At 68.9% G+C, this 15,443-nt stretch carries 14 protein-coding genes; 6 read left to right on the plus strand and 8 right to left on the minus strand.

All coding sequences use genetic code 11. From position 1 onward, the window contains the following. Window positions 1-94 precede the first annotated feature (94 nt). Both ACJH6I_RS08900 and ACJH6I_RS08905 read left to right on the plus strand, forming a co-directional pair. The gene (locus ACJH6I_RS08900; RefSeq protein ID WP_318985833.1) at window positions 95-1,555 is read left to right on the plus strand and encodes a CCA tRNA nucleotidyltransferase; all 1,461 of its coding nucleotides are present in this window, start codon (window positions 95-97) and stop codon (window positions 1,553-1,555) included. A gap of 18 nt (window positions 1,556-1,573) precedes the next feature. After that, window positions 1,574-2,056: a pullulanase gene (locus ACJH6I_RS08905; RefSeq protein WP_318985832.1), complete on the plus strand. Its 483-nt coding sequence runs from the start codon at window positions 1,574-1,576 to the stop codon at window positions 2,054-2,056. 33 nt (window positions 2,057-2,089) lie between these two features. Here ACJH6I_RS08905 and ACJH6I_RS08910 read toward each other — a convergent pair whose 3' ends face one another. Continuing rightward, window positions 2,090-2,872 carry a TIGR03084 family metal-binding protein gene (locus ACJH6I_RS08910; RefSeq protein ID WP_318985831.1) on the minus strand — a complete coding sequence of 261 codons (783 nt, stop codon included), beginning with the start codon at window positions 2,870-2,872 and terminating at the stop codon, window positions 2,090-2,092. 9 nt (window positions 2,873-2,881) lie between these two features. Further along, on the minus strand, window positions 2,882-4,171 hold the full coding sequence (locus ACJH6I_RS08915; RefSeq protein ID WP_318985830.1) for an MFS transporter: 1,290 nt from the start codon (window positions 4,169-4,171) through the stop codon (window positions 2,882-2,884). 119 nt (window positions 4,172-4,290) lie between these two features. Here ACJH6I_RS08915 and ACJH6I_RS08920 point away from each other — a divergent pair, with 119 nt between their 5' ends. After that, window positions 4,291-4,911 carry a YqgE/AlgH family protein gene (locus ACJH6I_RS08920; RefSeq protein WP_318985829.1) on the plus strand — a complete coding sequence of 207 codons (621 nt, stop codon included), beginning with the start codon at window positions 4,291-4,293 and terminating at the stop codon, window positions 4,909-4,911. Window positions 4,912-4,968: 57 nt separating this feature from the next. After that, window positions 4,969-5,724, plus strand: coding sequence for a MerR family transcriptional regulator (locus tag ACJH6I_RS08925; RefSeq protein WP_318985904.1), 756 nt, complete (start codon window positions 4,969-4,971; stop codon window positions 5,722-5,724). On the opposite strand, the gene ACJH6I_RS08930 is transcribed toward ACJH6I_RS08925, so the two are convergent. Together ACJH6I_RS08930 and ACJH6I_RS08935 are read right to left on the minus strand one after the other, a co-directional pair. Continuing rightward, window positions 5,721-6,077, minus strand: a complete 357-nt coding sequence (locus ACJH6I_RS08930; RefSeq protein WP_212807785.1) for a hypothetical protein — start codon at window positions 6,075-6,077, stop codon at window positions 5,721-5,723. The two genes, ACJH6I_RS08925 and ACJH6I_RS08930, sit on opposite strands and share 4 nt — an antisense overlap. A gap of 49 nt (window positions 6,078-6,126) precedes the next feature. Next, window positions 6,127-7,155: an LpqN/LpqT family lipoprotein gene (locus ACJH6I_RS08935; protein ID WP_318985828.1), complete on the minus strand. Its 1,029-nt coding sequence runs from the start codon at window positions 7,153-7,155 to the stop codon at window positions 6,127-6,129. 195 nt (window positions 7,156-7,350) lie between these two features. Here ACJH6I_RS08935 and leuS point away from each other — a divergent pair, with 195 nt between their 5' ends. Next, window positions 7,351-10,233 (plus strand): leucine--tRNA ligase, encoded by a 2,883-nt coding sequence (gene leuS, locus ACJH6I_RS08940; RefSeq protein WP_406783960.1) that lies wholly within the window; start codon window positions 7,351-7,353, stop codon window positions 10,231-10,233. Between the two features lie 67 nt (window positions 10,234-10,300). Here leuS and ACJH6I_RS08945 read toward each other — a convergent pair whose 3' ends face one another. Continuing rightward, complete coding sequence (locus ACJH6I_RS08945; protein ID WP_318985827.1) at window positions 10,301-10,966, minus strand: SDR family oxidoreductase; 666 nt, start codon at window positions 10,964-10,966, stop codon at window positions 10,301-10,303. Between the two features lie 54 nt (window positions 10,967-11,020). Here ACJH6I_RS08945 and ACJH6I_RS08950 point away from each other — a divergent pair, with 54 nt between their 5' ends. After that, a complete protein-coding gene (locus ACJH6I_RS08950) occupies window positions 11,021-12,361 on the plus strand; it encodes an amylo-alpha-1,6-glucosidase (protein ID WP_318985826.1) in 1,341 nt (446 codons plus the stop codon). A gap of 7 nt (window positions 12,362-12,368) precedes the next feature. Here ACJH6I_RS08950 and ACJH6I_RS08955 read toward each other — a convergent pair whose 3' ends face one another. Genes ACJH6I_RS08955 through ACJH6I_RS08965 form a run of 3 tightly spaced genes read right to left on the minus strand, consistent with a single transcriptional unit; the run spans window position 12,369 to window position 15,356 of the window. Next, on the minus strand, window positions 12,369-12,833 hold the full coding sequence (locus ACJH6I_RS08955) for a MarR family winged helix-turn-helix transcriptional regulator (protein WP_318985825.1): 465 nt from the start codon (window positions 12,831-12,833) through the stop codon (window positions 12,369-12,371). 40 nt (window positions 12,834-12,873) lie between these two features. Then, on the minus strand, window positions 12,874-13,611 hold the full coding sequence (locus tag ACJH6I_RS08960) for an amino acid ABC transporter ATP-binding protein (protein WP_318985824.1): 738 nt from the start codon (window positions 13,609-13,611) through the stop codon (window positions 12,874-12,876). Next, the gene (locus ACJH6I_RS08965; RefSeq protein ID WP_406783989.1) at window positions 13,608-15,356 is read right to left on the minus strand and encodes an ABC transporter substrate-binding protein/permease; all 1,749 of its coding nucleotides are present in this window, start codon (window positions 15,354-15,356) and stop codon (window positions 13,608-13,610) included. Before ACJH6I_RS08965 ends, ACJH6I_RS08960 begins: the two co-directional genes overlap by 4 nt. Between the last annotated feature and the right edge of the window lie 87 nt (window positions 15,357-15,443).

Consider the following 15,443-nt stretch of genomic DNA (forward strand, 5'->3'; position numbering starts at 1 on the left):
GCTCTGTCCCCACTCGCCGGTCAGTGGCCCAGTTGTGACCGTGCCGCGATGGTCGGTACCAAACCGTGGGGTGGGCGCATTAGGCTCATCGGACGTGCCGAACGAAGCAAGTACCGATGCCGCGTTGCTGACCGCTGCCGCGGTCGCACTGAACAAGCATGCGGGTTTGCTCGTAGACCTCGGGCGGGTGTTCGCCGCCGCGGGTCATGACCTGTACCTGGTGGGCGGCAGTGTGCGCGATGCGCTGCTCGGCCGTGACCTCAACGACCTGGACTTCACCACCGACGCCCGTCCGGCCGAGTTGCAGAAGATGCTGCGCGGCTGGGCAGAAGCGTTGTGGGACACCGGGATCGAGTTCGGGACCATCGGGGCGGCCAAGTACGGGCAGCGCATCGAGATCACCACCTTCCGCGCCGACAGCTACGACCAGGTGTCCCGCAATCCCGAGGTGGTGTTCGGCGACCGGCTCGAGGAAGACCTGGTGCGCCGGGACTTCACCGTGAACGCGATGGCCGTCCGGATCAACCCCGACCTGCCCGGCGGCATCGGTGAATTCCACGATCCGCTGGGCGGGCTCGCCGCGCTGGCGGACAAGGTGCTCGACACCCCGTCGGCGCCGCAGGTGTCCTTCGGTGACGATCCGCTGCGGATGTTGCGGGCCGCCCGCTTCGTCTCACAGCTGGGGTTCTCGGTGGCGCCGCGCGTTCTCGAGGCCCTGATCGAGATGGCGCCGCAGCTGGGCCGGATCACCGCCGAGCGCGTGGCCGCGGAACTCGACAAGCTGATGCTCGGCGCGGACCCCATGGCCGGCGTGGACCTGATGGTGCAGACCGGACTGGGCGACGTCGTGCTGCCCGAGGTCGGTGCCATGCGAATGGCGATCGACGAGCACCATCAGCACAAGGACGTCTATCACCACTCGCTGACGGTGCTGCGGCAGGCGATCGACCTCGAGGACGAGGGACCCGACCTGGTGCTGCGCTGGGCCGCGCTGCTGCACGACATCGGCAAGCCCGACACCCGCCGCCACGAGCCCGACGGTGGCGTCAGCTTCCACCACCACGAGGTGGTCGGCGCGAAGATGACGCGCAAGCGCATGCGCGCGCTCAAGTACTCCAAGCAGATGGTCGACGACGTCTCGCAGCTGGTGTATCTGCACCTGCGGTTCCACGGCTACGCCGACGACAAGGGCACCGGCAAGTGGACGGACTCGGCGGTGCGGCGCTACGTGACCGACGCCGGGCCGCTGCTGAGCCGGCTGCACAAGCTGGTGCGCGCGGACTGCACCACCCGCAATCGCCGTCGCGCGGCGCGGTTGCAGGCCAACTACGACGGTCTCGAGCGGCGCATCGAGGAGCTGGCCGCGAAGGAGGATCTGGCTCGGGTGCGGCCGGACCTCGACGGCAACGAGATCATGACGCTGCTCGGCATCCCGGCCGGGCCCCAGGTCGGCGAGGCGTGGCGGTTCCTCAAGGAGCTCCGGCTGGACCGCGGCCCGCTGTCGCACGACGAGGCCGTCGCCGAATTGCAGAAATGGTGGAACGCCAGAGGCTGATCAGCCGTCCATTCAGGTATGGACTATTGCCTGAGTGACGGAGACGGGTCGGCGTCGTGGTGGCCGGGGGAGCCGGCGGTGGACGCCGACGGCGACGGCACGCTGGACGGCGTGCGGCTGGACGTGGACGGCGACGGATTGTTCGACGACGCGCTGGCCGACTTCGACGGGGACGGCCGGGCCGACCACGCCGTGATCGATGTCGACGGCGCGCGCAGGTCGTTCACCGACGACGGATCGGGCACCTGGGCGGTGGGCTCGGGGCTGCGGTGGTTCGGCCTGGACGGCACCGAGCAGAGCGGGGGAGCGGTCGTCGACTTCGACGGTGACGGTGCGGTCGACGACCGGCTGATCGACGCCGACGGCAACGGACTCGCGGACCGCGTGCTGGCCGGGCCGGTGGCGTACGCGGACACCGACGGCGACGGGCGGTGGGATGTGCAGCTGTCCGATACCGACGGCGATGGCGCGGCCGACTCGGCCGGCGCGATCCAGCGTTGACCCTGTCAGCGGCGCAGGGTCAACGGCGCGGACTCAGCCCCGGCCCGCTCCCGGCGGCCCGGCGAAGGCCTGGGCGATGGTCAGCCACTTCTGGGCGTCGTCGCCGACGGCCTTGACGTCGAGTTCGCGGAGCGGCCGCCGCTGGGTGACCAGCAGGCAGAAGTCCTCGGCCGAGCCCGTGACCCGCTGTGCGGCGTCGTCCGGACCCCAAGTCCACACCGAGCCGTCGGGGGCGGAAAGTTCCACGTGAAACACCTCGGCCGGCGGGGTCAGCTCGTGGAGCGTGAACGCGAAATCCCTTGTCCGAACGCCGATGTGCGCGATCGACTTGAGCCGGACCGTGGGCTCACGCCGGACCCCGAGCGTGTCGGCGACGTCGGCGCCGTGCGCCCAGGTCTCCATCAGCCGTGCGCTCGCCATGGACGCGGCGCTCATCGGCGGGCCGAACCACGGCAGCTTGCGGCCGTCGGCGACACCTTCGAGCGCGTCGTGCAGCGTGTTCCGGGTCGCGCGCCACTGCGCCAGCATCTCCGCCGGCGGGGTCTGCGCGAGTTCTTCGGCCGCCACGTCGACGAAGCCGAGCGGGTTCTTCCACGCCTCGGTGAGCGTCGCGGCGAAGGCCTCCTCGTCGGTCACCGCCAGTACCGACACCTTGTCGGTCCACCACAGATGCGCGATCTGGTGGGCGATGGTCCAGCCCTCGGCCGGGGTCGCAGTGGCCCACTCGGCGGGTGGCAGGTCGGCGACCAGGCGGTCCAGGTCGTCACTTTCGGCACGCAGATCGGCGATGACACCGGCAGCAGCATTGGGGGCCATGGCAGCACCCTAGACGGTACCGCTGGTTCTGCTGCGCTTGCCCAGCGTCGCGTGCAGGGCCAGGCCCACGAGGTAGACCACGGAGCCGGCGGCCATAAGTGCCGAGGACTTGCCGTCGTCCGGGATCACCGCCGCCGATGCCGTGATCGCGACGATGAACGCCATCCAGAACAGCGCGTCCTGGACCGCGAACACGTGGCCGCGCAGGGCGTCGTCGACGTCGAGCTGCATCGCCGAGTCGGCGCACAGCTTGACCACCTGTCCGGCCGTGCCCAGCACCAGACTGCAGGCGATCAGGACCGGTATCTGCAGACCGACGCCGGAGAGTTGAACCACGGCCGCAATGGCGAGGGCTCCGTTGGCGGTCGCGTAGCGACCCCAGCGGCGCACCGCCGTCGGCATGACGACATTGCCCAGGAACGACCCGAGGCCCGCGGCAGCGACGAACACGACGGTCACCGCGAACCCGGCGACGTGTTCGCCGCCGCCGTGCCGGACGATCACCAGGACCATCAGGGTGTTGATGCCGAACACCATCCGGTGCGCCGCCAGACCGGTCAGGGTGGCGGTCACGGTCGGCACGTTCGCCACCGACCGCAGGCCGTAGACCCAGCCGGTGATGACGGCGTAGGCGACCGAACCGTGGACCGCGCGGGCGCTGTCGTCAGGTCCGAGGAGGTGGCGGTGGAAGCGCACCGACAGCCACAGCGCCACCGCGACGGCCAGCGCCGCCAACCAGATCACCACGGCCGAGCTGGTGTCGCCCGCACCCAGCAGCCATCGGGGCAGCAGCATCACGTTGGCGCCGACGAACGCCGAGACGGCGCCGCACGCGGTCGCCACCGAGTTCATCGACACGACGTGTTCGGTGGGCACGACGTGCGGCAGTGCGGCCGACAGCCCGGACGAGACGAAGCGGGTGAAGCCGTTGACGATCAACGCGCCGAACAGGATCCACTGGTCGGTCGCGGCGTTGGCCAGCAGCGCGCCGACGCAGATCATCACCAGCAGCCGGCCGAGGTTGGCGGCGATGAGCACCTGCCGGCGGTCCCAGCGGTCGAGCAGCGCGCCGGCAAACGGACCCAGCAGCGAGTACGGCAGGTACAGCGCGGCGAAGGCGCCGGCGATGGCCAACGGGGTGGCCTGGCGTTCCGGACTGAACAGCAGGCCGCCCACCAGGCCGGCCTGGAAGAGTCCGTCACCGAATTGGCTGACCGCGCGCAGTTCCAGCAGCCGGCGGAAGTCCGGTAGGGCCTGCACCGCATGCAGGACGACGTGGTGGGGACGGCTGGCGGTCACTGGGATGTTCGTGTCCTGAATTTGGGAGTGCCGGGCGTGGTTGAAGCGACCCGCTCCACAGTACAAATATCCCGGCGGGCCGTGTGCGTTGGTCACGGCGACGGCTCCCAAGTGCCATGATGGAGGGCGTGGCGCAGTCAGAGGAACCGGAGGATTACCGCGATTTCGCTCCCGCCTCGCATGGGATTCGGGCGGGGACACTGCTGCTCGCCAACACCGACCTGCTCGAGCCGACGTTCCGGCGCAGCGTCATCTACATCGTCGAGCACAACTCCGGTGGCACGCTCGGCGTCGTCCTGAACCGGCCCAGCGAGACGGCCGTCTACAACGTGCTGCCGCAGTGGGCGAAGCTCGCGAAGAAACCCAAGTCGATGTTCATCGGCGGTCCGGTGAAGCGCGATTCCGCGCTGTGCCTGGCGACCCTGAAGGTCGGCGTCGACGTGTCGTCGGTGCCCGGCCTGCGGCATGTGCAGGGCCGTATCGCGATGGTCGACCTGGACGCCGATCCCGAGGAGATCGAAAGCGCCGTCGAGGGCGTCCGGATCTACGCCGGCTATTCGGGGTGGTCGGTGGGTCAGCTCGACGGTGAGATCGAGCGCGACGACTGGATCGTGCTGTCGGCGTTGCCGTCGGACGTCCTCGTGGGACCGCGGGTGGATCTGTGGTCGCGGGTGCTACGGCGTCAGCCGATGCCCATGGCGATGTTGGCGACGCACCCGATCGACGTGAGCCGTAACTGACTTGACCCTCACGCGACGTCAGGCGCCAGTCTGGTCGATGTGACGCAGGAGATGCGGGTGGACGGGCTCACCGTGGGCGAGGTCGCGGAGCGGTTTGGCATCACGGTCCGGACGCTCCACCACTATGACCAGATCGGGTTGCTGACTCCGAGTCGGCGTTCGGTGTCGGGCTACCGGCTTTACGCGCCGGCGGACCTGACGCGGTTGTCCCAGATCATCGTCTACCGCCGGCTCGAGCTGTCTCTCGACGAGATCGAGAGTCTGCTGGCCGACGGCGACGAGGTCAGCCATCTGGTCCGGCAGCGCGAACGTGTCATGTCCCGGCTCGATGAGATGACCAAGCTCGTCGAGGCAATCGACCAGGCATTGGAGAAAGCAATGGCGAACAAGCCCATGACCGACGACGACATGCGCGAACTTTTCGGTGACAGCTTCGACGACTACCAGGCGGAGGCCGAGCAGAAGTGGGGCGAGACCGCGGAGTGGAAGGAATCGCAGCGCCGCGCGAAGTCCTACGGCAAGGACGACTGGATTCAGATCAAGTCCGAGGGCGAAGCCGTGGAAAAGGCCTTCGCCGATGCGTTCCGGGCCGGCCTGCCCGCTGACTCCGAAGAAGCGATGGATGCGGCCGAGAAGCACCGGCTCCACGTGAACCGCTGGTTCTACGACTGTCCGCCGGAGTTCCACCGGACTCTCGGCGACATGTACGTGAGTGACCCGAGATATGTCGCCAACTACGACGAGTCATTCGGGTTGCCGGGGCTGGCGGCCTTCTGTCGCGACGCGATCCACGCGAACGCGGACCGGAGCTAGCTGCAGGACAGCGTGCAGCTGGCGCAGCTGCCGGCGCAGCCGTCACCGGCGGGCGCGTTGTCCCGGGCCATCATGGCGGCCCCGGCCTTGGCACCCTGGTAGCAACCGGCCGCGAAGGTGCCGACGGCGCCGATGACGCACACCATCAGGACCATCACCCCGGTGCTGCGCGGTGCGACGAGCGCGACGACACCACCGGCGGCCAGCATCGCGGCCGTCGCGAGTTGGATCGGTGCCACCGAGCGCAGCACGCGCGGCACGGTGTCGGTCGAGGGGGGCCGGCTCAGCGACCAGGCGCCGACGCCCGCGGTCACCACGGCCGCGCACAGGCACAGCACGGCGGCGATCAGCATGCGTCTCAGGATAGGGGCGGCCGGGCGGCCGCTCCAAACCGGCGACCGGTCAGCGGCCCAGCCCGGGGATCGTCGCGGTGAGCGGTACCGCTCCGGCGGTGTGCGCCGGGACGGCGGCCGGTGCGGGAACCATCGGAGCGGCCGGAGCCGGGACGGGTGCCGGTGCGACGGGCGCGGCAGCGGGTGCCGGTGCTGCGGGAACGGCAGCGGGTGCGGGTGCGGCGGCGGGCGCACCCGGCGCGCTGACCTTGAACCCGTTGACGATGGCGTCGGTGGCATTGCCGGACGCGACGGTCACCTGCGCACTCGTGGTCACCGACAGCGTCACCAGGTAGCGGTCTGTGCCCGACGTCGCGATGACGTGCCGCCTCGAGGTGTTCAGCGTCAGGTTGTTCTCGCGGTAGGTGCCCTCGATGATCGACGACGGCATGCCATAGAAATCGGCCATCGAACCGTCGGTGGACCGCCACGCGACCTGCTGCTGGCTGTCGATGAAGCCGTGGCTGATGGCTTCGCGCGGGTCGAAGTTGCCGACCAGCTTGTAGACCTGCAGCGCGGCGTTCGAGGTGTAGAGGCCGTCGCCGCCGACGCGGTCGGCGATCACGGCGAACGCGTCGGGCACGTTCGGGTCGGGCACCGCGGCCCAGCCCGGCGGCACCGGCAGGACGATGTTCAGTGCGGTGAAGCCGGCGGCGGTCTGCCGCTGCATGGCGACGTTGTGGGCGCGGAAGAACTCGGCGATGGTGCCCGAGGCAGCCGGGGCGATGGCGGGTGCGGGCGCCGGCGCCGGGGCGACGACCGGCTGCGCCACTGCGGGCTGGGGAAGCGTGGCCGGCTGGGGTACGCCCGCGGGCTGACCTGCGGGGATGAACGCGGGTCCGGCCGGCTGGGCGGCAGCCACCGGCGCCGGGGCGGCCTGCACCGTGACCGTCTGGGTCACCGTCGCCGGTGCCGGGACGACGGGTTGGGGCGGCAGGGGATCGGCGGATGCGGTGTTGCCTGCGAAGCCGACGACGCCCGCCAGGCCCGCGGCGACACCTCCTGCCAGAAGCCGCCAGTGGCGGGCGTTCTCGAACATGTGGCGTCGGTCCTTCCGCTTCACTTCTGTCTCACGCGTTGCACTGCAGCCGACTGTAGGTAGGTGTGTGCAGTGCCCACCAGATCCGGCGCGCACCTGCAACCGTGCTCTGACCGCACTGCAACGGAACCGAGACCAACGCCGATCGGCTGGCGTGATGCAGGTCGCGCCGGGGGTGTTGACTACCCTGTGCACGTGAGCGATTCCCCGAATGCGCAGGCAGACGTGCGTCCCGAGGCCGCCGTGGCCGTTGACGCCGGCAGCCCGCAGCACCGTTACACGGCCGAACTGGCCGGCCGCATCGAGGCCGACTGGCAGCAGGTGTGGACGGACCGCGGCACCTTCAACGTGCCGAACCCCGTCGGCTCGCTCGCACCCACCGACGGCTCGCCGGTGCCCGCGGACAAGATGTTCGTGCAGGACATGTTCCCGTACCCCTCGGGCGACGGCCTGCACGTCGGGCACCCGCTCGGCTACATCGCCACCGACGTGTACGCCCGCTACTTCCGCATGACGGGCCGCAACGTCCTGCACGCCCTGGGCTTCGACGCCTTCGGTCTGCCCGCCGAGCAGTACGCGGTCCAGACGGGCACGCACCCGCGCACCCGGACCGAGGCCAACATCGTCAACTTCCGGCGGCAGCTGGGACGGTTGGGCCTGGGCCACGACGCGCGCCGCAGCTTCGCCACCACCGACACCGACTTCTACAAATGGACGCAGTGGATCTTCCTGCAGATCTACAACGCCTGGTTCGACGTGGCGCAGCAGAAGGCCCGGCCGGTCGCCGAACTCATCGCCGAATTCGATTCCGGCGCACGGACTCTCGACGACGGCCGGGACTGGTCGGCGCTGACGGCCGCCGAGCGTGCCGAGGTCGTCGACTCGTATCGCCTGGTCTACCGCTCCGACTCGATGGTCAACTGGTGCCCGGGCCTGGGCACCGTGCTGGCCAACGAAGAGGTCACCTCCGACGGCCGCAGCGAACGCGGCAACTTCCCGGTGTTCCGGAAGCGGTTGCGGCAGTGGATGATGCGCATCACCGCGTACTCCGACCGGCTGCTCGAGGACCTGGACGTGCTGGACTGGCCCGACAAGGTCAAGGCCATGCAGCGCAACTGGATCGGCCGGTCCGTCGGTGCGGAGGTGCTGTTCTCCGCCGGCGACGCCGACATCGAGGTCTTCACCACCCGCCCGGACACCCTGTTCGGTGCCACCTACCTGGTGCTGGCCCCCGAGCATGACCTGGTGGATTCGCTGCTGGCCGATTCCTGGCCGGCCGGCGTCGACGAGCGGTGGACCTACGGTGCGGCCACGCCGGCCGAGGCGGTCGCCGCCTACCGCGCCGCGATCGCCGCGAAGTCCGACCTGGAGCGCCAGGAGAACAAGACCAAGACCGGCGTTTTCACCGGCGCCTACGCCACCAATCCGGTGAACGGCCAACAGGTTCCGATCTTCATCGCCGACTACGTGCTGGCCGGTTACGGCACCGGCGCCATCATGGCGGTGCCCGGCCACGACCAGCGTGACTGGGAGTTCGCGACGGCATTCGGCCTGCCCATTGTGGAAGTCATTGCCGGCGGCGATCTTTCGGAGTCCGCGTACACGGGCGACGGCGCGGTGGTCAATTCCGACTACCTGAACGGCCTGAACGTGGCCGACGCCAAGGCCGCCGTCACCGAGAAGCTGGTCGCGGACGGCCGCGGCCAGGCCCGCGTCGAATTCAAGCTGCGGGACTGGCTTTTCGCGCGCCAGCGGTACTGGGGCGAGCCGTTCCCGATCGTCTACGACGCCGACGGCCGGGCCCACCCGCTGCCGGATTCGGCACTGCCCGTGGAACTTCCGGACGTGCCCGACTACTCGCCGGTGCTGTTCGACCCGGACAACGCTGACAGCGAGCCGTCGCCGCCGCTGAACAAGGCCACCGAGTGGGTGCACGTCGACCTCGATCTGGGCGACGGGCTGCAGCCCTACACCCGCGACACCAACGTCATGCCGCAGTGGGCCGGCAGCTCCTGGTACGAGCTGCGCTACGCCGACCCGCACAACTCGGAAGCGTTCTGCGCCAAGGAGAACGAGGCCTACTGGATGGGCCCGCGGCCCGAGATCCACGGCGCCGGTGATCCCGGTGGCGTCGACCTCTACGTCGGCGGTGTCGAGCACGCGGTGCTGCACCTGCTGTACTCGCGGTTCTGGCACAAGGTGCTGTTCGACCTCGGCCACGTGTCGTCGCGCGAACCGTACCGGCGCCTCGTCAACCAGGGCTACATCCAGGCGTTCGCCTACACCGACTCCCGCGGCACCTACGTGCCGGCGGCCGAAGTCGTTGAGCGCGAAGGCAAGTTCTTCTGGACTGGGCCGGACGGCGAAATCGAGGTCAACCAGGAGTTCGGCAAGATCGGCAAGAGCCTGAAGAACTCCGTCTCGCCCGACGAGATCTGCGAGGAGTACGGCGCGGACACCCTGCGCGTCTACGAGATGTCGATGGGTCCGCTGGAGGCGTCGCGGCCGTGGGCGACCAAGGACGTCGTCGGCGCGCACCGGTTCCTGCAGCGCGTGTGGCGCGTCGTCGTCGACGAAACCACCGGTGAGCCAAGGGTTTCCGATGACGCGCTGTCCGAGGAGACGCTCAAGCTCCTGCACCGGACCATCGCCGGCGTCAACGAGGACTACGCCGCGCTGCGCAACAACACCGCCGCCGCCAAGCTCATCGAGTACACCAACCACCTGACCAAGGAGGGCGTCACCGCCCGCGCGGCGGTCGAGCCGCTGGTGTTGATGGTCGCGCCGCTGGCGCCGCACCTGGCCGAGGAGTTGTGGCGCCGCCTGGGCAGCGAGAAGTCGCTGGCGCACGGCCCGTTCCCGGTCGCCGACGAGCGCTACCTGGTCGACGACACCGTCGAGTACCCCGTCCAGGTCAACGGCAAGGTGCGCGGCAAGATCGTCGTCGCCGCCGATGCCGACAAGGCCACGCTGGAAGCCGCGGCCCTCGCCGACGAGAAGGTACAGGCCTTCCTCGCCGGCGCGACGCCCAAGAAGGTCATCGTCGTGCCCGGCCGGCTGGTCAACATCGTCGCCTGACCAACCAGGGATTTGTGCACGATTTTTCGCGCTGACCGCGGAAAATCGTGCACAAATCCCTCAGGAATCAGCGGGGGCGGATGATCACCTCGTGCTGGTGGGCGTCGTCCGGGGTGGCCACGATCTGCGCGATCACCTGCGCCACGGTCGAGGGCTTCAGGAACCGCGCCGGGTCGTAGTCACCGCCCTCGTAGGCCACCAGGTTCCACTGCATGTCGGTGTCGATCCGGCCGGGGTACACCGTCGTCACCCGCAGCGACGGTTCGTCGGCGCGCAGGGCATCGGCGAAGCCCCGCAGCGCGAACTTGCTGGCCGTGTACGACGCCAGGCCGGGCGACGGGCTCCGGCCGGCACCGGAGTTCACGAAGATCACCTGGCCCCGCGCCGCCCGCAACGCCGGCAGCAGCGGCAGCGTAAGACCGACGGCGCCAAGCACATTCACTTCCATGGTGGCCCGCCACTCCTCGATGGAGGACTCGCCGACCCGGCCCGGATACGCCACGCCGGCGTTGTGGACCAGTACGTCGAGCGCGTCGATCGGCTCGACCGTCGCTTCGACGCCCTCGTAGTCGGTGAGGTCCATGGGCCACGTGGTCGCGCCCAGTCGCTCGGCCACGACGTCGAGTTCGGCCGTCGGGCGGCCGGCCAGGAACAGCGTGTGGGTCGGCGCGAGCGCTTCGGCGATGGCCATTCCGAGGCCCCGGGAAGCGCCCGTGATCATTGCGGTCGGCATGGCGTGAGCCTACCGATCAGCGAATCCCCGGGCCGCGACGCACAATAGACAGCGATGCCACCCGACCACAGCTTCGCGCCCACCCAGCTCTCGGCCCGCGCCGCCTATCTGCTGCGCGGTAATGACCTCGGCGTCATGACGACGGCCGCGCCGTTGCTGTACCCGCACATGTGGAGCTGGGATGCCGCGTTCGTGTCGATCGGCCTGGCGTCGCTGACGGTCGAGCGCGCTGTCGTCGAGCTGGACACACTGCTGTCGGCGCAGTGGGCCAACGGCATGATCCCGCACATCGTGTTCGCCAACGGCGTCGACGGATACTTCCCCGGGCCGGCGCGGTGGGAGACCTCCTCCCTCGCGGTCAACGCGCCGCGCAACCGGGATACCTCCGGCATCACCCAGCCGCCCGTGCATGCCATTGCGGTGCAACGGATTCTGGATCACGCCCGCACCCGTGGGCGCTCCACCCGCGTGGTCGCCGAGGCGTTCCTGGACCGCCGGTGGGACGACCTGGTGCGCTGGCACCGCTGGCTGGCCGAGGCGCGCGATCCCCAGGAGCACGGCCGGGTGACGCTGTACCACGGCTGGGAGTCCGGCATGGACAACTCACCGCGGTGGGACAGCGCGTACGCCAACGTGATTCCGGGTGCGGTGCCCGAGTATCAGCGTGCGGACAACGCGATCATCACCGACACCAGCCAGCGGCCGTCCGATGTCGAGTACGACCGGTACCTGTGGCTGCTGGAGGAGATGAAGTCCGTCCGGTATGACGACACGCTGCTGCCGAAGGTCATGAGCTTCCAGGTCGAGGACGTGTTCGTCTCGGCCATCCTGTCGGTGGCATGTACGGTCCTGGCCGAGATCGGCGAGGACTACAAACGGCCGAATTCGGATGTGCGCGAACTCTATTCGTGGGCCGAGCGGTTCCGGCAAGGCGTGGTGGCGACCGCCGACGAGCGCACCGGCGCCGCGCGGGACTTCGATCTGCGGGCCGGTAAGTGGGTGCAGAGTGAGACCGTGGCGCAGTTCGCGCCGTTGCTGTGCGGGGGTCTGCCGCATGACCGCGAACGGGCGCTGCTGCGCCTCCTGGAGGGTCCGCGGTTCTGCGCGCACCCGGATCTCAAGTACCCGCTGATCCCGTCGACGTCACCGGTGTCCCGCGATTTCCGCCCGCGCGAGTACTGGCGCGGCCCGGTGTGGCCGGTGATGACGTGGCTCTTCTCGTGGTGTTTCGCCCGGCGGGGCTGGTCCGAGCGCGCGTCGATCCTGCGGCGGGAAGGCCTGCGGCAGGCCAGCGACGGTACGTTCGCCGAATACTACGAACCGTTCACCGGGGAACCGCTCGGCAGCATGCAACAGTCATGGACCGCGGCCGCGGTGCTCGACTGGCTGGGGTGAGCCGGACCTAGTCGTCGCTACTGGTGGCGAGCTTCTCCAGCGGCCCGAGGGCCTTGGCGATGTGGTCGATGTCTTCGGGTGTCAGGTTGGCCATCATCGCGATCAGCACCTTCCGGCGGGCCTCGAGGGCCTCCCGGTGCTGCACGAGTCCGCGCGGCGTCACGTTGACCAGCACGGCGCGCAGGTCGGATGGGTCACGTGACCGCTTGACCAGACCCAGCTTCTCCAATCGCCGGATCGCCACCGTCGTGGTGGGGGTCCGGACACGTTCGTGGGCGGCCAACTCGGTCATCCGGATGGGTCCGCGATCCAGCAGCGTCAGCAGGATGGACAGCTGCGCCAGGGTCAGATCGGCGCCGGCTTCGGCGTCCTTCGGGATCTCGACGCGTCGGCGCATCACGTTGAACAGCTTGGAGAGGACCTGCTGCAGTTCACCTGCGAGGTCCGCGACCTGCGGTTCCGTCGACGACATAGTTCGATAGTCTAACGTGTATGCCGGATAGTGTTCGGCATTAGACAACCTGCGCCAGAAATTGACGTAAACGTTGAGTTTCCGCGGATTCGAAAATCTGCTCCGGCGTTCCGGTCTCGACCACTCGGCCGCCATCCATGAACACCACCGAATCTGCCGCTGACCGGGCGAAACCCATCTCGTGGGTGACCACCACCATGGTCATGCCGTCCGCCCCGAGTTCGCTGATGAGCGCCAGGATGCCCTTGACCAGTTCCGGATCCAGTGCCGAGGTGGCCTCATCGAAGAACATCACCTGGGGGCTCATGGCCAGTGCGCGGGCGATCGCGACACGTTGCTGTTGTCCACCGGACAGGGTTGCCGGGCGCACGTCGGCCTTGCGTTTCAGCCCGACACGCTCCAGCAGTTGCAGCCCGAGTTCGCGGGCCGCGGCGGCGTCCAGTCCCTTCAGTTTGCGGGGGCCCAGCGTGACGTTCTCCAGCACCGTCCGGTGCGGGAACAGGTTGAAGTGCTGGAAGACCATCCCGATCCGCTGGCGCAATTGATCGGGGTTGTCCTTGAGGACCGACCGGCCGTCGAGCAGGATGTCGCCGCGGTCCGGTTCGTACAACCGGTTCAGGGTGCGCAGCAGCGTCGACTTGCCCGAGCCCGACGGCCCGATGACCGCGGTCGTGGTGCCGGCCGGCACGTCCAGGTCGACGCCGCGCAAGACCGTGTTGGCGTCGAACGACAGGTGAATGTCTTTGGCGGCCAAGGAAACTGCCTGCGGCGTGGTCATATGATCTCCTGGGTCGCGACCTCGGCTGCGACGGGCTTGCCCTTGCTCAGTCGCCGGTCGATGTGGTTGACCAGATGGGTCAGCGGAACGGTCAGGGCCAGATAGAACAGCCCGGCAGCGACAAGCGGAGACAGGTTTCCGGTCTGCGCATTGAGGTCGCGGCCGACCTGGAACAACTCCCGTTGGCTGGCGATCAACCCAAGGAAGTACACCAGCGACGACGCCTTCAGCAGCGAGATGAACTGGTTCATCAGCGCCGGCAGCACCCGGCGCACACCCTGCGGCACCACCACCAGGCGCATCGAGGCCGGGTAGCCGAAGCCCAGGGCGCGTGAGGCCTCGAGCTGGCCGGCGTCCACGCTCTGGATACCCGAGCGCAGAATCTCACCGATATAGGCGCCCGCCATCAGCCCCAGCGCGGCAATCCCCAAGGGGTACGGGTTGTTTCCCGTCAGTGAGCCGACGACCGGCCCGATGCCCAGTCCGATCACCAGGATGATCACCACTTCGGGCAGGCCGCGGAAGATGTCGGTGTACACCCGGGCCGGCCAGCGCAGCCAGCGGGACCGGGAGATGCCGGCGATGGCCAGTGCCATGCCGATGATGAGGCCGATGACGCTCGCGCTGATGGTCAGGATGAGCGTGTTCGGCAGGCCCGTCTTGAACAGGTCGGGGATGGCCTGCCGGTACAGCCGCCAGTCCAGAAACGCGTCTTTCAGTTGCGAGAGCGTGGATTTCGGCGCGGGACCGGCCGACGGGGCCGCTTCGGCGTGAGACGCCGCGATGGCGTTGAAGTCGGGCAGCTGCGGCACGGGCGCGGCCTTCGATCCGGGCTTCCAGCCCGGCGGCAGAGCCCGCGGGACCCAATCGGCGTAGAGGCGCGCCCAGGTCCCGTCGGCGATCACCGCGTCGAGCCCCGCATTGAGCGCGTCGATCAGCGGCTTGTTCTCCTTGGCGACCGCGTAGGCCACGAAATTGTCCAAGCTGAAGGTGTTTTCGACGATCCGCGCCGGGTCGCCCGGTTGCACCGTGCCGGACGCCTGCTGCGACGGCGCCACCCAGGCGTCGATCTGCCGACTCTTGATGTTGGCGTACACCGTGGCGTAGTCCGGGAATTTGACCGGTTCCAGGTGCAGGGTGTCGACGACATAGGCCTCCTGCACGGTGCCCTGCACGACGCCGATGCGCTGTCCGGCCTTCAGGGCACCGAAGCCGTTGATGGCCGATCCGGTCGGCACGACAAGCGAAAAGTAGCCGAAGTCATAGCCATTGGTGAACCCGACGGTCCGCCGCCGGGCGTCGGTGGTGGTGATCGATGACGAGCCGACGTCGAAGCGCCGGGACGCGACCTGGGCCAGCAGGCCGGCGAAGTCGGTGCCGACGAAGTTGACGCGCAGGCCGATCTTCTCGGCGATGGCCCGCAGCAGCTCGTTGTCGAATCCGGTGAACTGGCCGCTGGAGTTGATACAGATGCTCGGCGGGGCATCCGACAGCGTGCCGACGGTCAGCACTCCGGGCGTGCCCAGTCCCAAGGTTTCGGGCCGCACCGTCGAAAGCGGTTGGGTGCCAGGTGTGGTGTATTTGTCGGTGCCGTCGCCTTGGGCGGCGGTGGCCAGGTTGGTGGGCAGGGCGCTGGCGCTCTGCACGCCGGGTGGCGCGCACTGGTCCGTCGTGGCGCGGGCCGGGACGCCCACGCTCAGCGAGCCGACCAGAAGTGCCACCAGTATCGCTACCGTCGCACGCAGGAAAGAGGTCACGCAGGTCAACCTAGCCGGTACCCGGCCGAATGCAGCGGCTTCAGCTCGCCGGGAATTCATCCGGCCGGGCAGCTC

Source organism: Mycobacterium sp. SMC-13, assembly GCF_045311035.1.
Lineage (GTDB): Bacteria > Actinomycetota > Actinomycetes > Mycobacteriales > Mycobacteriaceae > Mycobacterium.

Coding starts and splice junctions, on each gene's coding strand:
- ACJH6I_RS08960 (WP_318985824.1), bottom strand. CDS start 13,611: ATGACCACGCCGCAGGCAGTTTCCTTGGCCGCCAAAGACATTCACCTG.
- ACJH6I_RS08920 (WP_318985829.1), top strand. CDS start 4,291: ATGGAGGGCGTGGCGCAGTCAGAGGAACCGGAGGATTACCGCGATTTC.
- ACJH6I_RS08945 (WP_318985827.1), bottom strand. CDS start 10,966: ATGCCGACCGCAATGATCACGGGCGCTTCCCGGGGCCTCGGAATGGCC.
- ACJH6I_RS08955 (WP_318985825.1), bottom strand. CDS start 12,833: ATGTCGTCGACGGAACCGCAGGTCGCGGACCTCGCAGGTGAACTGCAG.
- ACJH6I_RS08905 (WP_318985832.1), top strand. CDS start 1,574: ATGGACTATTGCCTGAGTGACGGAGACGGGTCGGCGTCGTGGTGGCCG.
- ACJH6I_RS08910 (WP_318985831.1), bottom strand. CDS start 2,872: ATGGCCCCCAATGCTGCTGCCGGTGTCATCGCCGATCTGCGTGCCGAA.
- ACJH6I_RS08930 (WP_212807785.1), bottom strand. CDS start 6,077: ATGCTGATCGCCGCCGTGCTGTGCCTGTGCGCGGCCGTGGTGACCGCG.
- ACJH6I_RS08950 (WP_318985826.1), top strand. CDS start 11,021: ATGCCACCCGACCACAGCTTCGCGCCCACCCAGCTCTCGGCCCGCGCC.
- ACJH6I_RS08935 (WP_318985828.1), bottom strand. CDS start 7,155: ATGTTCGAGAACGCCCGCCACTGGCGGCTTCTGGCAGGAGGTGTCGCC.